Source organism: Erwinia sp. INIA01 (assembly GCF_025947915.1).
GTDB classification, from domain to species: Bacteria; Pseudomonadota; Gammaproteobacteria; order Enterobacterales; family Enterobacteriaceae; genus Erwinia; species Erwinia coffeiphila.
In genome coordinates this window covers 131,201-151,022 of record NZ_JAPDNC010000010.1, presented here as the reverse complement: position 1 = coordinate 151,022, position 19,822 = coordinate 131,201, and the positions used below count along the sequence as shown (strand labels likewise).

Genomic DNA, 19,822 nt, shown 5'->3' with positions numbered 1-19,822 from the left:
ATGCCGCATGTACTGATTGCCGGAAGTATTCATCAGGCCGGGTTGAGCATTCTGCAAAACACCCCCGGTTTCACTTACGAGCTGGTGAAAGAAGTGAGCACCGCCAGCTATGCGCCGTTTATCGAACACGCGGATGCGCTGCTGCTGCGTACCCAGCCGCTGACCGCCGCAGAAATTGAGCAGGCTCCACTACTGAAGGTCGTTTCCCGCCACGGCGTTGGCTACGACGCGGTTGACGTGGCGGCGCTGAACGAACGCGGTATTCCGCTAACCATCGTCGGTGATGTGAATTCGCTGTCGGTGGCGGAACACACCTTTGCTCTGCTGATGGGCGTGGCGAAGCAGCTGCGTGTTTACGATGAAAATCTGCGCAGCGGCAACTGGAACTGCCGCAACAGCTTCTCGGCGATGGAACTGTCGGGGCGCACGCTGTTTGTACTGGGCTTTGGTCGCATTGGGCGGGAAGTGGCGAGAATGGCGCGCTGCTTCAATATGTTTGTGGTGGCCTACGACCCTTACGTGGCCGATGAAATCTTCCATGCGCTTGGCGTGGAGCGGATTACCGAAATGGACGCCGGATTAAAAATCGCCGATGCACTGACCGTGCATTTGCCGCTCAGCGACAGTAAACCGCTGATTGGCTGCCGCGAGCTGGCGCTGCTTAAACCGCAGGCGATTGTTATTAATACCGCGCGCGGTGGGATTATTGATGAACAGGCACTGATCGACGCACTGAAAAACGACCGTCTGGGCGGCGCGGGGCTGGATGTTTTCAGTCAGGAACCGCCGTCGCGTGACTCGGCGCTGCTGCATGCGTCCTATCGCCTGATCCTCAGCCCGCATTCCGCCGGGTTGACCGAAGAGGCAGCGATGCGGATGTCGGTTTCCGCCGTGAATAATATTATTCATTATTTCACCGGCGAGCTGGAAGAAAACTTAATTGTTAATTATCGACAGATAAATAACACGCACGCTATTTAACGGCTGGCGAATAATAACTTACCCGTCCTCTACAGGAACTGACTATGTTGAAAATAGCCGTGCTCGGTGCTGGCCGCATCGGGAAAATCCACACCGCGAATATTGCCACACACCCGCAGGCAACGCTGGTGGCGGTGGCCGATCCTTTTATTAATAGCGCAAACGCACTGGCAGATTTATATGGTGCTAAAGCCGTATCCGATCCGCTGGAATTAATTAATGACGCTGATATCGATGCGGTAATTATTGCCACACCTACCGATACTCACGTTGATTTAATGCTGGCAGCCGCGCGCCAGGGAAAGAAAGTATTATGCGAAAAACCTGTCGATCTGGATTTAAACCGGGCGGCCGAGGCTTGCCGTCAGCTTGAAGAGCTAAATGCCCCAGTGATGGTGGCATTTAACCGCCGCTTCGACCCCAGCGCCAGCGAGCTGCAGCAGGCCATTGCCAGTGGAGACATCGGCGATCTGCACCAGGTGGTGATCACCAGCCGCGATCCGGATTTTGCCCCCATGGACTATCTGCGCCATTCCGGCGGTATTTTCAGCGATATGGTGATCCACGATTTCGATATGGCCCGCTGGCTGCTGGGCGAGGAACCGGTCGAAGTTTACGCCAGCGCCAGCCGCCTGCTGAAGCCGGAACTGGCGGAGTTTGACGATTACGACACGGTGATGGTGCAGATGACCACCGCATCCGGCAGGCAGTGCCACATCAACTGCAGCCGCCGCGCGGTATATGGCTACGATCAGCGGCTGGAGGCCTTCGGTTCCGCCGGCATGCTGCTCAATAACAACCAGCGGGCCAACAGCGTGCGCCGCTATACCGCCGCCGCCACGGAAGTGCAGGCCCCGCTGGAAGCGTTCTTCCTTGAGCGCTATGAGCAGGCCTATCGTCTGGAGATGGATGCGTTTATCCAGGCCGCGTTGGGCAAGCGCGCCATCCCCGTTACCCCCTTTGATGGTCTGATGGCGCTGAAGCTGGCTGAGTGCGCCGCGCGTTCTGCCGCCAGCGGCAGGCCGGTAAGTGTTGATTGATTCCTGACGGAGAACGAAAAAATGAAAAAGATTGGCATTGGTATTATCGGCACCGGCTTTATGGGGTTATCACACGCGCTGGCCTATCGCGCAGCGGCGGGCATTTTCCCGACTGACGGCGTGCCGGAACTGATTGCGGTAGCTGATGTGGACGGTGCAGCGGCAGAGCGGGCGGCAAAACGCTTCGGCTTTCGTCGCCACACCGATGACTGGCAGTCGCTGATTAACGATCCGGAGATCGACGTGGTGTCGATTACCACGCCGAACCGTTTCCATCTGGAGCAGGCGCTGGCAGCAATTAAAGCCGGTAAGCACGTGCACTGCGAAAAGCCGATTGCGCCGACCAGCGAAGAGGCGCGGATCATGACCGATGCCGCCGAGGCGCAGGGGGTGATCACCCAGGTGGGCTTTAACTATCTGAAGAACCCGCTGATCAAGCTGGCCAGGGAGATGATCGACAACGGCGATCTGGGTGATATTGTCAGTTTCCGCGGTATTCACGCCGAAGATTTTATGTCCTCGCCGCTGACGCCATGGTCATGGCGGCTGGACCCTGCCGGCGGTGCGGGGGCGGTTGCCGATCTTGGTAGCCACATTGTGGCGATGGCGCGTTTTCTGCTGGGGCCGGTGGTGGCGGTGCAGGCGGATCTGGAGACGGTCATCAAGCAGCGCCCGGTTGCGGCAGGTGCGCATGAGCAGCGAGCGGTTGAGGTGGATGATATCGCCCGCCTGACCGTCGAGTTTGCACGCGGCTGCAAGGGCAGTATTGAGGCCAGCTGGGTGGCGATGGGGCGCAATATGCAGCTGGGCTTTGAGGTTTACGGTACGCGTGGGGCGCTGCATTTTACTCAGGAGCGTTTTAACGAGCTGCACTATTATCGTCACGATGCCGCCGGTGGGGTGCGCGGTTTCCAGAAGATTGAGGCCGGTCCGCAGCAGCAACCATACGGCGCGTTCTGCCCGGCGCCAGGTCATCAGTTGGGCTTTAACGATTTGAAGACGATTGAGATTGCGGAGTTTCTGAGAGCGGTATCCGGTGGGGAGTTCAGCGGGCCGGGGTTCCGTGATGCGATGGAGATCCAGCAGGTGATTGATGCGGCGATTCGGTCTTCGCGTGAGCAGCGGTGGGTGGCGGTTTGATTTTGGGATGAAGGTATGGCGATGGCTGAAGGGATGGCAGGGCGATCGGCGACGCTGAACGCTGGACGTTTGGCGATCGGCTTGAGCGGCTGTGCCTTCGAACGGGCGGGTCCTCGCGCCGCTTCGCGGTTCCCTCACTTCGTTCGTCAGCCTTCAGGACCAGTACAGACGGGGCGTCCTGCCCCGGCTGTACTTTTTGTCCGCGTCCATGCGGCCAAATCCTGGCTTCCTTTCTGCGTTCAGCGCTGCGGATTGCCCGTTCGAGGGCACAGCCGCTCAGCCTGATTGCTCAGCGTTGTCTGCGGGAAGGTCTGGGATTGTTGGTTTTTCCTCTGCGTCCCAGTGGTCAAAGCAAGATTCTAAAAGCGATGAAAATTTCAAAAGGGACAGCCTCTGCTGCTGCGTAAGGGCATCCGCAGCGCTGAGGTGGAGCCATTGAGCCAGGAGACGACAGCAGGGATGCTGGCGTCAGGCCGGGTTTGAACAGGGACGTTCAATCCTGGCCGATCCGTCGGCGCAATGGCGTAACCGAAGGCACCGTGCCACGCACGGCGCGAGGACCGCCCTGGAGCAGCAGCAGAGGCTGAACCTCAAACACCCATTTCACAGCACCCTCTGATTACCAAACTCAAGAGCGATAAAATTATCAAAGGCAGCAGTAAAAGGTGCACCAGGACATCAATTCCCCTGCGCAATCCGCCAGTGGTTCAGCCAGGGTTGTTTCATACCTGTTTCTTCCCATTAGTCGAGGCGCCTTCCAGTTTTAAACTGGCACTCAGCCCGATGAAGATTTAACCTTGTATTTTGTGGTGTTAATAAGGAGAAGTCATGCGCCAGAGGACGATCGTTTGCCCGATTATTCAGAACGAAGGTGAGTATCTGTTATGCAAAATGGCGGCGGACCGCGGAGTATTTCCCGACCAGTGGGCGCTTTCCGGTGGTGGAATGGAACCGGGAGAAACGATGGAGGCCGCGCTCAGAAGGGAAATTCGTGAAGAGCTGGGGGACGAGCTGGAAATCACGGAGGTCAGGCCGTGGGCTTTTCGCGATGACATTCGTACAAAAACCTATACAGACGGCTCAACCGAAGAGATTTATATGATTTATCTCATCTTTGACTGCATTAGCGCTAACCGCACAATTTCGTTTAATGAAGAGTTTCAGGAAGTCCGCTGGGTGCCTGCGGAGAAGATAGGGGAGCTGGATCTGAATGAGGCCACGCGCGTGACCTTTAGCCAGAAAGGGCTGATTTAAATCGCGAGTCTGGGGTCGGTACCGCGCTATAATTTGCGCACGGGGCTGCTGAAGAAAACGCCGCGGCCATTGATACCGAAAGGGTTACATGCATACAAAACGGTGACACGGAGGAGAGCCTGTTATGTCATATTACATTAAGCCAAACAGGGGTGAGCGACTCGCACCGCTCGACGACGAGAAAACAGTGTTTCAGGCATTAGTTTGTGCGGAGCTGGAAATGTGCTCTGGCAATGCCCAGGAGCGTATAGTTCAGTATAAAGCCAGCCTGGCTAAGGCTGCGAAGCAATCTTCCGCGAGCTTATTAAGACAAAAGCTGAAAGGTTGTCTTGTGCGTGAACGACAGGAAATGTAACCCTGTTTTTGTTGGTACAAAGTTTTGTTGGTACAAAGGCCCATCTGCGGGCCTTTGTTGTTTTTAAATTCGTCTAATCGAGCGTGGTTTAGCCAGGCATACGCTCAAGAAAGAAGTCGCGCCCTTTTTTAACCATGCGCATGCCTTCGCGGCCAGAAGCGCTGGCGATGCGGAAAAACTCATCACTGCTGATATCCCAGGCCAGACGGACGCGCTCGCCGCCGGACTTAATGAAATTCCTTGCTTCATCCACGTTCAGTGCGTTGGTTTCAATAGCCTGGATTGAATGACGACTCATAATTCTTCCTTAGTGACGTATGCAATGCCGTTCTCTTCGAGTGGACAGCATCTGATTTAGCTACAGGAAAACGTTTGCTCTGCGCTAACTGTCAATTTCCTGAAACATTTCCTTCATCTTACTCAGAAAATTTATTGCCTCAACTGACGATAACCTGCTGAAACTAAGATTATTCCTACCAGTCTCTGGAAGGGGGTTGCAATGATAAGAGTAGCTCGATCAGTTGTTATATTATAACATATCAAAAATTATCATCGCGGGCCGACTTATGCAGCGTATTCCCCTGACCATTCTCAATGGTTTCCTTGGCGCAGGGAAAACCACCTTACTGAAAAGTTTACTGATGCAGGCGCAGAATCAGCGGCTGAACGTTAGCGTAATCGTGAACGATATGAGCGAACTGGATGTTGACGGCGTGCTGATTGCCAACACCGAGCTGGTAGGGAAGCAGCGGCAGAATTTTATCTCCATCTCCGCCGACAGCATCAGCAGCCCGACCGGAGTTAACAAGCTGGCACAGGCACTGGAACAGCTCGCTGCAAATCAGCCTGATATGATCCTGCTGGAAACCTCCGGCAGCAGCCATCCGCTGCCGCTGATTAAGCTGTTGCGCGATCATCCGCTGGTGCAACTAAAGGGCTTCCTTTCACTAATTGATGCCGTGATGCTGCAAAGCGACTATGACGGCGGTGAACAGCTGATCCCGCGCTGGCAGCGCAACCTTAACCAGGGTCGTGGTGGCGTTGAAAACCTGCTGGCAGGGCAGATCCTGTTTTGCAGTCATCTGATGCTAACCAAAGTCGATCGACTGAATGCCGATGCAGTGCTCGATATAGCTCATGCAGTGCATCCCATTAATCCTGCGGTGGCGGTGATGGCGCTGCCGTGGGGAAATTTGCCGATAAGCGAGCTGTTGGCGTACCCCGAATATGATTTTTATCGCGTGGCAAAACTCGTCGAGGAACTGGAGGAAGAGGTCGAACAGTTCACCGATGACGGCGCACCGTACGACATTGAATCGCGGGTGATTGCGGACGATCGTCCATTCCACCCGCAGCGGCTGTGGGACACTTATCAGCAATTTCTCGGGGCCGGAATCCACCGCAGCAAGGGCTTTTTCTGGCTGCCGGGACGGGACGATCTCGCTCTGCTGTGGAATCAGGCGGCGGGCAGTATCAGCCTGGAATTTATCAGCTACTGGAAAGCAGGCGTACTGCGACATGAAAACAGCCTGCTGAATAGCGAAGAACGACGCATTCTGCAGCAGCAGCTGGATGACATGCCTGGGCGTTTTGGCGATCGGCGATGTCGCCTGACGGTGATTGGTTTGTCCGGGCAGCTCGAGCCCTTTGTCTCGGCGCTGCAGCGCTGTTTCCTCAGCGAGGAGGAAATTGACTGGTGGCAGAAGGGCGGCACGTTTGCTGACCCCTGGCCGAAACGCGTTGCCAGACTGAAGTCGTAAACCCGACCTGAATACTCATTATGGAGGCCCGCGTGCCACAGAGCATTAAAGAAGAGCAGAAGCTGCTGGCGATGTCGCCCGCAGATTATATGAATGCCCAACAGCTGGCGTTTTTTCAGCAGCGTTTATTGCAGGATAAACAGGATCTTTTGGCGCATATCGACCAGCTGAAAGCCAGTTTACAGTGGGGGGATAACCAGGGTGATGAAGCCGATAAGGCAATGCGCGAAGAAGAACTGAGGCTGCTGCTGCGCCAGATCGATCGCGAAAGCCGCCTGCTACCGAAAATCGATGCCGCACTGATCCGTATCAGAAAGGGTGAGTACGGCTACTGTCAGGAGTCCGGCGATCCTATCGGCCTGCCGCGCCTGCTATTGAGGCCAACCGCCGAGCTGAGCATCGACGTGAAAATGACCCACGAAATGAAAGAAGCCGCCTGGCGTAAATAGCGTTGGTCGACGGGTTTATTTTTGTGCGCCATCGTGTTCACATCCGGGTGCTGATGGATCGGATGACCAGAGGCTTCACGCTCAATGCTCAATGCTCAATGCTCAATGCTCAATGCTCAATGCTTCAACAGTGTGCCGATCATTTCAGCTGCGCCAGATAATTAATCGTCGGGGTCAGCATCTGTCTGACCGCCATTTGTGCCTGCTGCGGATCGCGGGCGGCAATCGCCTCATAAACCGCAGTATGCGCCTGTAAATTGGGCTCGGGGAAAAGGTTCAGTGCCAAAAACTGCTCAATATGATGCCGCACCGAAACGCTGAAGTAGTGGTACAGAGCGCGCATGGCTTCGTTGTGAGAAGCCTCAACCAGCGCCTGGTGAAAACGGCTGTCCAGCGTAACAAACTCCGCCATATCTCTGCCCGATGAGTAGTCGCCGCGCAATTTTAACGCGCGCTTCATCGCAGTTAAATCCTCCCGCGTACGCCGCTCGGCTGCGTATTTAGCCGCTTCAGACTCAATCATGCACTGTAATTCAAAGTGATCGTGCAGGCTGCTTTTGTCGACCTGGCGCATAATTTCCGCCGGGTCCAGCACGCTGCGCACCCAGGTTCCATCCCCCTGACGCACCTCCAGCATACCGGAGTGGGAGAGAACGCGGACCGCTTCGCGAATCGTATTGCGCCCGACGTTATACAGCTGCGCCAGTTCGCCTTCGGTGGGGATTCGCTCACCAACCGGCCAGCTGCCGTCGCCTATGGCGGCACGTAGCGCGTCGATAACCGTATTGACCAGCGGCTGGCGCATGATTGCCTGGGGTGATTTCATCGTTCGAAGCCTGATTGTTGATAAAAACATTATCCTATCATCCGATCAATTTCAGCACCATGCCGACGTAATCGTTATTAAAAATCATTCTCATTGTTAGTTTAAACATAGGATGATAGGATTTTAAACATCCTATGTTTAAAGGATCGATGACGATCGCTTTTGTGATGTCGTCATAAAACATCCCCTTATCCGTTGTTCAACCTCTGTTCTAACGAGCTGAAAACCATGAATGATTTCAGGATTGACCCCGTTCGCCGACCGATTGCGGCATTGATTGCCGTAGCGTTGGGCAGCACATTGCTTTCTCCTTTTGCCAACGCCAATAACAGTGGCGATGACACGCTGACGGTCAGCGCCAGCACCGAGGAAAGTGCCTGGGGGCCGAGTGGGAGTCTGGTAGCTAAACGCAGTGCCAGCGCCACTAAAACCGATACGCCGCTGGTAAAAACGCCACAGTCGGTATCGGTGGTTACCCGTGAAGAGCTGGATCTGCTCGATCCGCCCACCGTTAAGGATGCACTGCGGTTTGCACCCGGGGTAATGGTAGAGAGCCGTGGGTCGGTGTCCGGGTTTAACTCGGTGAATATTCGCGGTTTCTCGCAGATTTCAGACAATGTCTGGCTGGACGGACTCAAGCTGGCGGGCGACGGCTACACAAATTTTCAGGTTGACCCCTACCTTCTGGAGCGTGTAGAGCTGCTGCGCGGCCCGGCCTCGCTGCTCTACGGTGCCAGCGATCCGGGCGGTGTGATTGCGCTGGTCAGTAAGCGTCCGACGGCGGAGACGCTGCGTGAAGTGCAGTTCAAGATGGGCAATCATAATCTTTATCAGACCGGGTTCGATTTTGGCGGCGCGGCGGATGACAGCGGCGAATTTCTCTGGCGGCTGACCGGGGTGGCCAGCGATCGCGATGAACAGCAGGTGGGTGAAAAGGCGAAGCGCTATTCGCTGGCTCCATCTCTGACCTGGCAGCCGAACGACAATACGCGTATCACGTTCCTTAGCCAGTTCAGCGATGAACCGGACATTGGCTGGTTCGGCTATCTGCCAGCCGAAGGCACCGTTACCAGCGGGGCAGCGGGTAAACTACCAACGAGCTTTAACGATGGTGAACCGGGATATAACAAAATCTCCCGTAAGCAGATGCTGCTCGGTTATGACGCGGAACATCAGTTCGGCAACGGCTGGAGCCTGCGGCAAAATCTGCGCTACGCCACCGCAGAAATGGATTATCACACGATCTATGGCAGCAAAATTTCCACCACCGATGCCACACAGCTCACGCGCGGTGCACTGGAGATGAAAGAGCAGCTCAGCACGTTTTCGGTCGATACGCAGTTGCAAAATCGCTACCGCACCGGCGAGATCGAACACACCAGCCTGCTCGGCTTAGACTATCGCCACCTACGTAATGATATCTGGCACGCTTTCGGCAGTGCATCAAATCTCAGCCTGACTCAGCCGGTTTACGGCAACACCGACGTGTCGTATTTCAGTCTGAGCAGCCAGGTGGACCATCAGCAGCAAACCGGTGTTTATGTCCAGGATCAGGCACAGTGGCAGCGCTGGATGCTCACGCTGGGCGGGCGCTATGACTGGGCAAAAAGTGATTCAGTGAACCGCTCCGCAAGTAACGCGCTGACTGAACAGAACGACAGCGAATTTTCCTGGCGCGGAGGGCTGAACTATCTGTTTGATAACGGTATTGCACCGTATATCAGCTACAGCGAGTCGTTTTTACCAACCAGCGGGACTGATTATTACGGTCATACTTTCCAGGCCTCCCGCGCGAAACAGTATGAGGCAGGCATCAAGTATATCCCTGCCGAAGGATTGATTTCCGCCAGCGCGGCGGTGTATCAGCTGACCAAAGATAAAAATCTCAGCACCGATCTGGACCATATTTACAACTCAATTCAGAACGGCGAAGTCCGCTCGAGGGGGATTGAACTGGAAGCGAAAGCGGCGCTGACCTCCAGCGTCGATGTCATCGCCAGCTACAGCTACACTCAGGCAAAATTCACCCGTGACAGCCAATATCAGGGCAACCAGCCGTATGAAATCCCGAAAAATATGGCCTCGCTGTGGGGAGATTATACCTTCCATAACACTGTACTGAGCGGACTGACGCTCGGCATGGGCGCACGCTACATTGGTTCTACGTGGGGTGATAATGCCAACTCCTTTAAGGCGGGGGCGGTAACGATTTGGAACACCGCGCTGCGCTACGATCTGGCACGGTTCAATCTGCCGGGCTCATCGCTGGGCCTTAACGTTAATAACCTGTTTGATAAGCAGTATGTCGCCGGATGCTATGCCACGACTGCCTGCTACTACGGTGCGGAGCGCCAGATTACCGGTACAGCTACCTTCCGTTTCTGAGTCACAAAAGGGAGGAGGCAGTCCTCCTCCCCCAAACAGGGACAGATCCTTCAATGGGCAGATCGTCTATGGCGATTTTCTCTGCCCGGCCAGGGTCTGGCAGAGATTATTGCTGTGCCGATAGCAGGCGATCGGCCGTCAACAGCGCCTCCGTTTCGCTGGCGACAATCAGCATGGGATATCCCCAAAACTTGCTGTATCCCACGGCAAACTCCTGGGCCGCGTCCCGCAGGGCGGCGTCCGGCTCGATAAAAATAGCCGCCAGTACCCGCTGACGCAGCAGCGCACGGTGGGTTTTACGCCACTGGGCAACGTACTGCATTTCGTCCTTGCTTTGTGGGTAAGCGGAAAAATCCAGTCCTTCGGCATTGAGTAGAACAAAAGATTCACCGCGTTCAAGCAGCTCCAGGTACAAAGCGAATCCTTCTTCCGTCGACTGTGTTTTGTCGATCAGATGCAGCCAGACGCGGGGAAAATGAGAAGCGTTAATTAACATATGGGTAATCCTAATGGCATCAGTTAAGCGCTTTAGCGTAAATCAACGGCTGCTGGCCGGCATTGGCGGGTTCGGTCATTCCGTTGCCCGTTTCGGCCATGACACTTGTGTGGCAAGGGGAAGAAGGGATGGCTGATACCCTAATCCGCTCCTCGCCATTAATTTCCGGCGCGGACGGAAGTGCGATAACCGCCTGTGGCGTTACCCGCTGCGATAACGACTGGCGAATCCCCGGACATCGCCACCGGTTCAGCCAGCTGATTTATGCCCTGAGCGGTGAACTGCGCTGTGAAACGACGCAGGGGATCTGGTGGGTGCCGGCACGCGGTGCGGTATGGATACCGCGCGGTGAGCAACACGCGGCCAGTGGCAGGGGTGAAATGGCCAGCTTTCACCTGTACGCGGATGAGTTGATGCCGCCACACTGCGCGACCCTGCAACTGACAACGCTGCTCGCCGAGCTGCTACATCACGCCGCACAATTTTCGCATCCTGCGTCGTTAAGTGCGCGGCAGGCGCGCCTGCTGGCCACGCTGCGGGATGAGCTGGCGGCCGCCCCGGTTGATGTCTTCCCGCTGCCGCTGCCGTCCGATACCCGACTTAATCGGCTGATCGCGCAACTGATGGCTTCACCGTCCGACAAGACACCGGCGGCAGAGTGGGCCAGGCGCATCGGCATGAGCGAGCGCAATATGTCCCGGCAGCTGCTGCGGGAAACCGGTATGAGCCTGGGCCGCTGGCGACGGCAGCTGCACATCGTGCTGGCTTTACGCCAGTTACGGCTCGGTGATGCAGTACAGAATGTCGCGCTGACGCTGGGGTATGAAAACGCCAGCGGATTTATCACCATGTTTCGTAAAATTACCGGAAAATCCCCGGGGCGGTATTTAGCAGAAGAACGGTCGTCTCAATATTACCCGAGCTAACAGGGGGGCAGTGTAATGCTGAATGAACGATGCTTTTCACCGGATAACCGAACCGCAATTTTTAACCCGGCCAGGTATTCTCCTAAACTGTTGGCCATGGCTCTCAGACCTCTGAGAAATAGGAATTTTTACCTTTTACACTATTCGCACTGGCAGTAGATTTCAGCTATCGACAGCGCGGGTCAACACCGGGGATGCTGTCGGGAAAAAAACAATCATAAACACTATTTCTACCTGCCATTGTTGCTAATGGTAATGAGGTTAATCATGCTTTTAAAACGCAGCTTTTCTGTAGCAGTCGTGGTACTGCTGACGCTGTCAATCACTGCCTGTGGACATATGTCTAATCGGGGCAGAAACACGGCGATTGGTGCAGGTATTGGTGCGATTGGCGGTGCGGTACTGACCGGAGGAAGTTCTCTCGGCACCGTAGGCGGCGCGGCGGTGGGGGGCATTATTGGCCATCAGATTAGCCGCTGATTAATTCGCTTTGTCAGTTAGTTTGCAGAAAAAAACTAACCTGCTGGTTAACGCTGGCGGGTTAGGTTGCTAAAACCAGCAGCAGTTCAATTTCCCTTCTTTTTCGCCAGCGCTTCCTCAATAAGTTGATCGATACCGCGAGCAGCGGCCATATCAACCGCTTCGCTGCGGGTAATTTCACAGAGTCTGGAGAGGCGGTTGATTTTGCGCAGCAGCGACATGCGTAGCGAAAGCGATATTGCTTTTTTCTTATCCTTATCGAGAAAGACACGACTGACCGTTTCAGCGGGTTTTGCTTCGGCATTTTCAGCCAACGCTTCATTCATCCGGCGTAGTGCCTTTTTATCCAACTGGCCAATACCGGTTAACTGATAAGAGTGGCCTGCTTTACTGTATTTAATTTCAGCCGCGTAGGATTCGCGCAGTTCTTTCAGCGCACGAGTCAACGTGGGTTCGGAACAGTTCAGGGCAGTAATAATCGTCTCGGCAGCCACCGGTTTTCCAGAACCGAGAAGGATTGCCAGCTTATAAATTCGGGCCTGTCGCGTGCTGAGATGCATAATAAGTCTCTGCCTGGATTCATCATTATAGTTTTATGGCCTGGCAGCATAGCACGGGAAAGGCATTTGCTGGCAGTATCGTCTGAGGATTAGCTCAGCTTTTGGTCAGTGCGGTCATCAGCCTGATCGCATCCTGATTTTTCTCGCTAACAATGCCGTATACCTGGGCACGAGCAAGGATGGCTGAGGCCCAGCGGCGATGGGTGGCCGGTTCGCACATCGCGCCCTGCGACTTAAATACCGCCTGACTGGAATTAAGGATGCGCAAGGCATCAGCGTGATCGCTGGCCGACACCATTAGCGCAGCGTCGATGATGCCAATCTGGCTGGGGTGAATGGCGGTTTTACCCACCAGTCCGTGCAGCATATCCAACGCCAGTTCACGATCCATGATTTGCCGATCGTCAATGTGCTCACAAACCGGCGCGGTCAGGGCAAAATCCCGCGTGGCAAAGACCGAAACCAGCATTTTAATCACGTAGCCCATCGGGCCGTCATACAGGGTGAACTCCCGCGAACGGCGCAGTGAGACGACATTCATTAAATCATTACCGCCGATACGCAGGGCAATAATACGCTGACGACACGGATGATTCGCCAGTGCAGCGGCCAGCTTTCGCATCTGCACCACGTCGAACACTTCTTCAGTTTCCAGCGTTGGCATCATGCACAGGTGAGAATCCTTGAGCATTGCCCACCAGACAGGCAGGCAGTGGCGCGTGAATTTGGGCAGTACAAGACCATCGACACCGCTCAGGTCCCAGTCGGCGGCCAGTTCCGCCCCCATAGTGATATCGCGCGGGCGGACAAATACCAGCGGCCAGCTTGCGTTACCCTGTAACTTTTTGGCCTCTGCCAGTTGCGTCAAAACCTGGCGCAGGTTGCGGCGGGCCAGGGGAATATCGGCGTCGCTGACGGCATCTTCAAGACAGATAACCAGCGAACGCAACCCATCAATCTTATTGTGCAGCACGGCGTCAGCGATATCCGTGCGGGTAGCGGGCATGTACAGCGTTGCGCCCAGGCGCCAGGGAGAAAGCCGTTCGTTCATCAGAGTACCTTCTTGATAATGGTGACCGCCCGATACTGACCAATGGCCTCGCCCACGGCGGTTACCGCGATGCTTTTCTCATGCGCCAGATGCAGCAGCAGCGCGACATCGGCATCGTCGGTCGAACGCACCAGCACGTGATCCGGCACGCGGCGCAGCACGGCTCGTGTGGCTTCAGCAATGCCGGGTTTGATGCGATTAATACTGGTGATGTCGTATTGCTCCGCCAGTTGCTTGATGACCGCTTCACTCTGCTGCCGCAGTCCGGCATTCTGCTCGGGATCCCACGCGCAGGCCTTCACCTTACCCAGCAGGCGACGGCGAGCGGCGACCGTCTCCACCAGGTGACGGCTGCATTCGAAGCGTTCGAGATGATGGCAAATCACGCAGCCGTGGAACCCTTCGCTTCGCCAGATCGAGCGTGAAATCATGCCGGAAACCGGCGCGCCCATAATGCCAAACGGAATCAGCCAGTCGTCGTCGCTGGCCGACAGCCAGGAACGACCACAGGGATCGGCCAGCACCACAAGGCGCGGATAAGCCGGATAGCCTGGGCGATCCTTGAGTGAACGAATTAACTCACCGGTGATAGCCCCTTTGCCGGTCCAGCCGTCAACGAAAACAAGGCCTTCCGTACCGTGGCGCTGTTCAATCCAGTCCAGCGCGGCGCTATCAATGCCGCGATCGCGGATAATGCTGATACCGTAATGATAAGATTCCTTTCCGCAATCGCGCAGCGCCTGCTGCAGCATCACACCCAGCGGCACCCCGGCACGCACCAGACTTGCCAGCACTACCGGCGTATCGGGAAAGCGCTCAATCAGCGCCTGCGCCAGCATCGCTACTTCTTTTGCCAGCCGCTCCGCGCCGTGCTCAAGCGCGCGGGCAAACAAATCCAGATGCCATTCGGTTGGCTCCGGCTCCTGGCTCAGCATTTCTGAATAGTGCTTCGCCCCGGACTGGATCAGCGCTTCTTTGCGGTCGACCGGCGTCATTTCCATTTCCACCGGCGTCAGCAGAAAATGAACGTCCTGCGGATGATAGGAGCCAGAAAACGGCAGAAAATCAGTCATGGTCGGCCTCCCTGAACAGCGCTTCGTTAATATGATCTGCAAACTGACTCTGGCGCGGCAGGCCGTACCAGCTGCACAGCTTCATAAAGCGATGATCGCTCAGGCTGTCGCCGAGACCAATCACCGGAAACACGCCGCGCTCGGCGCGCAGCCGTTCCAACAGGAAACTGACCGCCAGCCCTTTTTCCACCACCACCGGCAGCCAGGCCACGTTGTTGCTGTTGCGATGGATATACCAGCCTGCGGTGGGGAACTGCTGCTCGATCTCATCGGCGATGGCGTACAGTTCGTCCAGTTTGGTGCTGTCGCGATGCTTCATGACCAGATAGATCGGCGTCTGCTCGTATTCATAGTTGATACGCGCCCAGCCGTTGATATTGCGCTTCGCCATCAACTCGGTGATCTGCTGCTGCATGGTTAGCAGCTGCGCCGCATACGGTGCCAGTTTTGCCAGCATCAGCGCCCGCCATTCGGCATCCGCTTCACCCTGTGGATTAAGGATCACCGCACCGTGGGTAGCAACAGCCCAGGAGCGGAAAGGGATTTCAACGCGGGCGATCTCTTCAGTGCCGCGTGCGGTGACGGGGATTAAGTCGCCGTGTTCCAGCATCCAGTCAACCAGCATTGCCTGTTCTTCGGTCATAAAGCTGCGCGGTTGCAGGCTGCGGTCCAGCGCGCCGGTGCGAAACGGCTCCAGAGCCAGCTCATCGACCATTTTGCGGCGGGTCTGAAACAGCGTGTCGTCAAGATCGGAGAAAATTACCGGCTTATTCATAGCTGAGTACCTCAACCTGAGGCGCAACCCGGGAGAGTGCGGCAATCAGCGCAGGATCGAGGCTGTCGGCAGGCGTTTCGCTGCACAGCAGAATGCGGTCAAACTGCTGATGGGCCACGTTGTAAACATAGTTCGGAATGCCCAGTCCGTAGTTATCGCTGAAAGCAATTGCCGACTGAATGGCAAATCCGGTCGCTATCGGCGAGCGGGTGGTGGAGCTGTACTTCACCTCGGCACCCTGACGTTCCAGGCGTTCCGCCAGCAGGAAGGGTTCCCAGATAAATTCGCTGGTGCCGAGCACAAGGATCTTTTCCCCCACGGACGCGACGATATCTTTGCCAAGATCGCCTGCCGGAGCGTCCATGCCCAGACGGCCCCAGTTTTGCCGCCCGGTGACCGGTACGCTGCCGCTGGCGGTTACGTTCACCGCCGGCATAATCGGGATCGGCGCATCCGGGTTTTTCTCCCAGTGCCAGTCGCCGCGCACCAGCGCCACGGTGGTCACCGGTAGCGGGCAGGCTCTGGCAATCGCTTCGCCGCTCCAGTCAGTGAGTGTCACGGTGATCACCCGCTCGATACCGGTCAGTCCGGCGTCGTTTCTCAGCGCGGCCAGCAGATTAATAAAGGTGTTGCCGGTGGTGGCTTCATCATCAATCAGTACCAGCGTGCGGGCGTTCTGTACCCGGCGGCGTAACTCAACGTCAGCGGGTAAGTAGAGCAGGTGGTCGGTTGCGTGGCTGTGGTCTTCTTTAAACTCACACAGCAGCTCGCCGCTAACCGGATGCCGCGTTGAACTGAGATAGACCGACTCCGGCGCGCGCTGGCGCATCTCATCAAACACGCCCGCCCCCAGACCCACGGCGGTTTCCGCCATGCCGATAAACAGCACCGGGCCTTCAGGCAGCGCGGGGAACTGCGCGGCAAGCTGGCGATAAACACCGCGCATGGTGGCCGGGCTGACCGGAATATGGCGACCCAGCACTTTACTGACAAACAAAAAAGCGCGTTTCGGATTACGGCGTTCGGCTACGTCGAACAAATCATCCAGCGGGATGGTGTTACCGTTTGGCGTTACGCTCAGCGTGCCGCAGGTTAAGGTTTTGCGCCACAGTGGCGAAGAGATTGCAGTCATTCTCGTTTCCTTACGGGATCAGGTTGGTCAGCGGTTGATAACGCACAACGTCAGTTATCGATCGCACAGTGGCAGGCGAAAAATCACGGATGGCGCGGTCACGTACCTGCTGTGCGGTCATCAGACCCAGGCGTCGCATGGCGAACAGGCCGGGCAGATTGACGCCGCTAAAGCGGGTGTAGCCGATACCGCCGGAAGGGCGCATGTTGATTTCCAGCAGCAGCGGTTTTCCACTGGCATCATGGCGGGTTTGTACATTCACCAGCCCGTCGGCCTCCATCGCTTCGGCGCAGGCGCGTCCGAGTTCATAAGCTTCACCACTGTTTTCCAGATGTTGCAGCGCGCCGTCCTTGCGTCGTGCTACCGCCGCCAGCACAGATCCTTTTTCAACCAGCATATCAACGGAATACTCCGGACCGGGCAGCCAGGGCATCAGCACCAGCGGCTCAACGCGATCGGCAGCGTCCAGCGCCTGTAAATAGAAATGCGGATGGACCCGGCGGCTATCGGGGTGGGTAAATGCAGCCATCGGCGAGGCAGATTCATCAAAACGCCAGAAACCCATGCCATAAATACCTGTAACCGGCTTCACGCACAGGGGCGCATCGCCAAACGGCGAGTCCAGCAGCAGCTGGCGCAGCTGCGATGTGGAGTCAATGCGCATGGAGGGGACGACCGGCAGCCCGTGCTGCGCCATCGACTCAGCAAAGCTGACTTTGTCATCGGCGAGATCCAGCATTTCAACCCGGGTAGCGCCGGTGGTCAGAGTGGCTCCACTGGTTTCAATCTCCGCGCGGCGGGATTCGAACCAGCGGGCATTGCGCCCGGTATGAATCGCCCGAATACCGTGCTGTTCGACCCTGGAAAGAATAAACGCCAGCCGCCGCTCGTCTTCCGCAGGTTCAATCAGAGCAAAGTCGGCCTGAGAAAGAATTTCATTACGTTGATGACGATGTGACGCGAAAACGGAAATCGGCTGCTGCGATGCTTCAGCAGCAGCAGTGATACCCTGAATAATATCGCGCTGTGAGGACAAACCTTCCATCAGCCAAATGTTCATTGTCATTCTGTATTTATCCACCGGGAGAAAAGTTGCACAGCAAATGAGCATCGAGTGTAGGGAGCCAGAAGAATGTTGTCAATCATATTATGATTAACGTAAAGACGTACCAGTTTCATCTAAAGAAGTGTAAATAATACGAGAGTATATTTATTTTTTAATCATTAAAAATGATATAAATCAATATCTTAAATTAATTTCATAAATGAACAAAAAAAAGGATCTTGTGCAAGAACATCATCATGATATGATTTTCTACCTCAAGGATTGTGACGTAAAAGTCAGTCGCCTTTTTCATTACTCATCTTAAGGAATTATGACCATGGTTTCATTAAGCAAGAACCAGACTGTATCACTCAGCAAGCAGTCTTCCGCGATTAATAAACTGCATTTCGGCCTCGGCTGGGACCCGGTAAAGAAGAAAGGCCTGTTTGGTAAGATCTTTGGCGGCGATGGTGACATCGACCTCGATGCAGGCTGTGTTTTGCTGGATAAATCAGGTAGCGAAATCGACACCATCTGGTTCCGCAAACTCAAATCCGACTGCGGCTCAGTGGTTCACAGCGGTGACAACCTGACGGGCGAAGGCGACGGCGATGATGAAATCATTAACGTTGATCTGTCTCGTCTGCCTTCCGACGTTGAGTATCTGGCTTTTACCGTTAACAGCTTCCGCGGTCAGTCGTTTAACGATGTTGAAAACGCCTTCTGTCGCGTAGTGGATCAGGCGGGTAAAGAACTGGCGCGTTATCAGCTGACCGAGCAGGGCGCTCATACCGGTATCGTTATCGCCTCTCTACACCGCAATCACGGCCTGTGGGACTTTACCGCTCACGGTAAAGCGTGCAGCGGCCGCACTATCGATGCGATGCATACCGACATTGTTGCCACAGTGGTGCGCTAATGAATATGACTCCGGGGGGCAATGCCCCCGTTCCCGCTCAGACCCTGACAGTGCGCGTGCTGTCGGGCGCATCGGTAGACGCCTCCGCTTTCCGCCTGTTTGAAAATGGCAAGGTGCAGGGTGACGCCGATATGGTGTTCTACGGCCAGCCTCAAAACAACGATGGCACCATCAGCCTGAATGCGCAGGGTAATAACACCGCTTTCACTGTCGATCTCAGCCGATTGCAGGCTGCCGTGCAGAAAGTGGCGTTTACTGTCACCTGCGACGGTGCGCAAACCGTCGCGGGCCTGCAACGTCTGGCGATTCAGGTCGAATCTTCAGGCGAAGTGCTGCTGAACGGCAATGTGGATATCAGCGGCCGTCAGGAAGCGGCTCTCATTCTCGGTGAGTTTTATCGCCGCAATGCAGAGTGGAAATTCCGCTTTATCGCCCAGGGCTTTAACGGCGGGCTGAAGCCGCTGGCCGAACATTTTGGCGTGGATGTGGCGGATACGCCGGCACCAGCTCCAGCACCTGCTGCTGCTCCGGCCCCAACGCCCGCGCCAGCACCGGCCAGTAAAATCAACCTGAGCAAAGTCACGCTGACGAAAGAAAAACCGGCGATCAGTCTGACCAAGCGCGATAACTTCGGTGAGATCCGCATCAATCTGAACTGGCATCGTGCCCCGGCTTCATCGGGCGGGTTGAAATCGTTCTTCGGCGGTAACAAGGGCATCGATCTCGATCTTGGCGCGTTTGTCGAGCTTAACGACGGCAGCAAAGGGGTGATTCAGGCGCTGGGCAACACGTTTGGGTCGTTCCACGATAAACCCTACGTGCATCTGAAGGGCGATGACCGTACCGGAGCCGTCAGCGACGGAGAGTGGATGCATATCAACGGCCGCGAGTGGAAGCACATTCGTGAAGTGCTGATCTATGCCTTCATCTACGAAGGTGTGCCGAGCTGGGATAAAACTGATGGCGTAGTGACGCTGCATATCCCGGACCAGCCGCCAATTGAAACGCGCCTGACCGAAGGGCAGGACCGCCGCAATATGTGTGCGATCGCCCGCCTGGTGAACGAAAACGGCAATATCAAAGTCGAACGTATTAACCAGTTCTTCAAAGGCCACTCCGACATGGATGAAGCCTTCGGCTGGGGATTTCGCTGGAAAGCGGGTTCTAAATAATTA

At 55.7% G+C, this 19,822-nt stretch carries 21 protein-coding genes; 12 read left to right on the top strand and 9 right to left on the bottom strand.

What is annotated here, in order from left to right; all coding sequences use genetic code 11:
* The 5 genes from OMR58_RS18285 to OMR58_RS18265 all read left to right on the top strand — a co-directional run bounded on the left by OMR58_RS18285 (position 1) and on the right by OMR58_RS18265 (position 4,770).
* Positions 1-981 carry a hydroxyacid dehydrogenase gene (locus tag OMR58_RS18285; protein WP_264546608.1) on the top strand — a complete coding sequence of 327 codons (981 nt, stop codon included), beginning with the start codon at positions 1-3 and terminating at the stop codon, positions 979-981.
* Between the two features lie 44 nt (positions 982-1,025).
* Complete coding sequence (iolG, locus tag OMR58_RS18280; protein WP_264546607.1) at positions 1,026-2,021, top strand: inositol 2-dehydrogenase; 996 nt, start codon at positions 1,026-1,028, stop codon at positions 2,019-2,021.
* Between the two features lie 21 nt (positions 2,022-2,042).
* Complete coding sequence (locus OMR58_RS18275) at positions 2,043-3,161, top strand: Gfo/Idh/MocA family protein (protein ID WP_264546606.1); 1,119 nt, start codon at positions 2,043-2,045, stop codon at positions 3,159-3,161.
* 828 nt (positions 3,162-3,989) lie between these two features.
* Complete coding sequence (gene nudI / locus OMR58_RS18270; RefSeq protein WP_264546605.1) at positions 3,990-4,415, top strand: nucleoside triphosphatase NudI; 426 nt, start codon at positions 3,990-3,992, stop codon at positions 4,413-4,415.
* Between the two features lie 124 nt (positions 4,416-4,539).
* On the top strand, positions 4,540-4,770 hold the full coding sequence (locus OMR58_RS18265; protein ID WP_105595635.1) for a hypothetical protein: 231 nt from the start codon (positions 4,540-4,542) through the stop codon (positions 4,768-4,770).
* Between the two features lie 88 nt (positions 4,771-4,858).
* On the opposite strand, the gene OMR58_RS18260 is transcribed toward OMR58_RS18265, so the two are convergent.
* Positions 4,859-5,068 carry a hypothetical protein gene (locus tag OMR58_RS18260; RefSeq protein WP_264546604.1) on the bottom strand — a complete coding sequence of 70 codons (210 nt, stop codon included), beginning with the start codon at positions 5,066-5,068 and terminating at the stop codon, positions 4,859-4,861.
* 268 nt (positions 5,069-5,336) lie between these two features.
* Here OMR58_RS18260 and OMR58_RS18255 point away from each other — a divergent pair, with 268 nt between their 5' ends.
* Entirely contained in the window at positions 5,337-6,530 is a 1,194-nt protein-coding gene (locus tag OMR58_RS18255) for a CobW family GTP-binding protein (RefSeq protein WP_200558780.1), read from the top strand.
* Positions 6,531-6,601: 71 nt separating this feature from the next.
* The gene (gene dksA / locus OMR58_RS18250; protein WP_105595671.1) at positions 6,602-6,979 is read left to right on the top strand and encodes an RNA polymerase-binding protein DksA; all 378 of its coding nucleotides are present in this window, start codon (positions 6,602-6,604) and stop codon (positions 6,977-6,979) included.
* A gap of 139 nt (positions 6,980-7,118) precedes the next feature.
* Here dksA and OMR58_RS18245 read toward each other — a convergent pair whose 3' ends face one another.
* Positions 7,119-7,805 carry a FadR/GntR family transcriptional regulator gene (locus OMR58_RS18245; protein ID WP_264546603.1) on the bottom strand — a complete coding sequence of 229 codons (687 nt, stop codon included), beginning with the start codon at positions 7,803-7,805 and terminating at the stop codon, positions 7,119-7,121.
* A 228-nt stretch (positions 7,806-8,033) separates the two neighbouring features.
* Here OMR58_RS18245 and fhuA point away from each other — a divergent pair, with 228 nt between their 5' ends.
* Positions 8,034-10,190 (top strand): ferrichrome porin FhuA, encoded by a 2,157-nt coding sequence (fhuA, locus tag OMR58_RS18240; RefSeq protein WP_264546602.1) that lies wholly within the window; start codon positions 8,034-8,036, stop codon positions 10,188-10,190.
* A gap of 106 nt (positions 10,191-10,296) precedes the next feature.
* Here fhuA and OMR58_RS18235 read toward each other — a convergent pair whose 3' ends face one another.
* Positions 10,297-10,686 (bottom strand): hypothetical protein, encoded by a 390-nt coding sequence (locus OMR58_RS18235; protein WP_264546601.1) that lies wholly within the window; start codon positions 10,684-10,686, stop codon positions 10,297-10,299.
* Between the two features lie 128 nt (positions 10,687-10,814).
* On the opposite strand from OMR58_RS18235, the gene OMR58_RS18230 reads away from it, so the two are divergent.
* The gene (locus OMR58_RS18230; RefSeq protein ID WP_264546600.1) at positions 10,815-11,612 is read left to right on the top strand and encodes a helix-turn-helix domain-containing protein; all 798 of its coding nucleotides are present in this window, start codon (positions 10,815-10,817) and stop codon (positions 11,610-11,612) included.
* Between the two features lie 267 nt (positions 11,613-11,879).
* Entirely contained in the window at positions 11,880-12,092 is a 213-nt protein-coding gene (locus OMR58_RS18225; RefSeq protein WP_105595629.1) for a glycine zipper 2TM domain-containing protein, read from the top strand.
* An 86-nt stretch (positions 12,093-12,178) separates the two neighbouring features.
* Here OMR58_RS18225 and OMR58_RS18220 read toward each other — a convergent pair whose 3' ends face one another.
* From OMR58_RS18220 to OMR58_RS18195, 6 genes are all read right to left on the bottom strand, one after another.
* Positions 12,179-12,652 (bottom strand): tellurium resistance protein TerW, encoded by a 474-nt coding sequence (locus OMR58_RS18220; RefSeq protein WP_105595628.1) that lies wholly within the window; start codon positions 12,650-12,652, stop codon positions 12,179-12,181.
* Between the two features lie 94 nt (positions 12,653-12,746).
* Positions 12,747-13,703, bottom strand: coding sequence for an HpcH/HpaI aldolase/citrate lyase family protein (locus OMR58_RS18215; RefSeq protein ID WP_264546599.1), 957 nt, complete (start codon positions 13,701-13,703; stop codon positions 12,747-12,749).
* Positions 13,703-14,776 carry a cysteine protease StiP family protein gene (locus OMR58_RS18210; RefSeq protein WP_264546598.1) on the bottom strand — a complete coding sequence of 358 codons (1,074 nt, stop codon included), beginning with the start codon at positions 14,774-14,776 and terminating at the stop codon, positions 13,703-13,705. Before OMR58_RS18210 ends, OMR58_RS18215 begins: the two co-directional genes overlap by 1 nt.
* Positions 14,769-15,551 carry a hypothetical protein gene (locus tag OMR58_RS18205; protein WP_264546597.1) on the bottom strand — a complete coding sequence of 261 codons (783 nt, stop codon included), beginning with the start codon at positions 15,549-15,551 and terminating at the stop codon, positions 14,769-14,771. Before OMR58_RS18205 ends, OMR58_RS18210 begins: the two co-directional genes overlap by 8 nt.
* On the bottom strand, positions 15,544-16,683 hold the full coding sequence (locus tag OMR58_RS18200) for a phosphoribosyltransferase domain-containing protein (RefSeq protein WP_205064633.1): 1,140 nt from the start codon (positions 16,681-16,683) through the stop codon (positions 15,544-15,546). Before OMR58_RS18200 ends, OMR58_RS18205 begins: the two co-directional genes overlap by 8 nt.
* Positions 16,684-16,693: 10 nt before the next feature.
* Positions 16,694-17,749 carry an ATP-grasp domain-containing protein gene (locus OMR58_RS18195; protein ID WP_264546596.1) on the bottom strand — a complete coding sequence of 352 codons (1,056 nt, stop codon included), beginning with the start codon at positions 17,747-17,749 and terminating at the stop codon, positions 16,694-16,696.
* Positions 17,750-18,065: 316 nt separating this feature from the next.
* Between OMR58_RS18195 and OMR58_RS18190 the strand changes: the two genes are divergently transcribed.
* On the top strand, positions 18,066-18,647 hold the full coding sequence (locus OMR58_RS18190) for a TerD family protein (RefSeq protein ID WP_105595622.1): 582 nt from the start codon (positions 18,066-18,068) through the stop codon (positions 18,645-18,647).
* Positions 18,647-19,819: a TerD family protein gene (locus tag OMR58_RS18185; RefSeq protein ID WP_264546595.1), complete on the top strand. Its 1,173-nt coding sequence runs from the start codon at positions 18,647-18,649 to the stop codon at positions 19,817-19,819. Before OMR58_RS18190 ends, OMR58_RS18185 begins: the two co-directional genes overlap by 1 nt.
* The last annotated feature ends 3 nt before the right edge of the window (positions 19,820-19,822 follow it).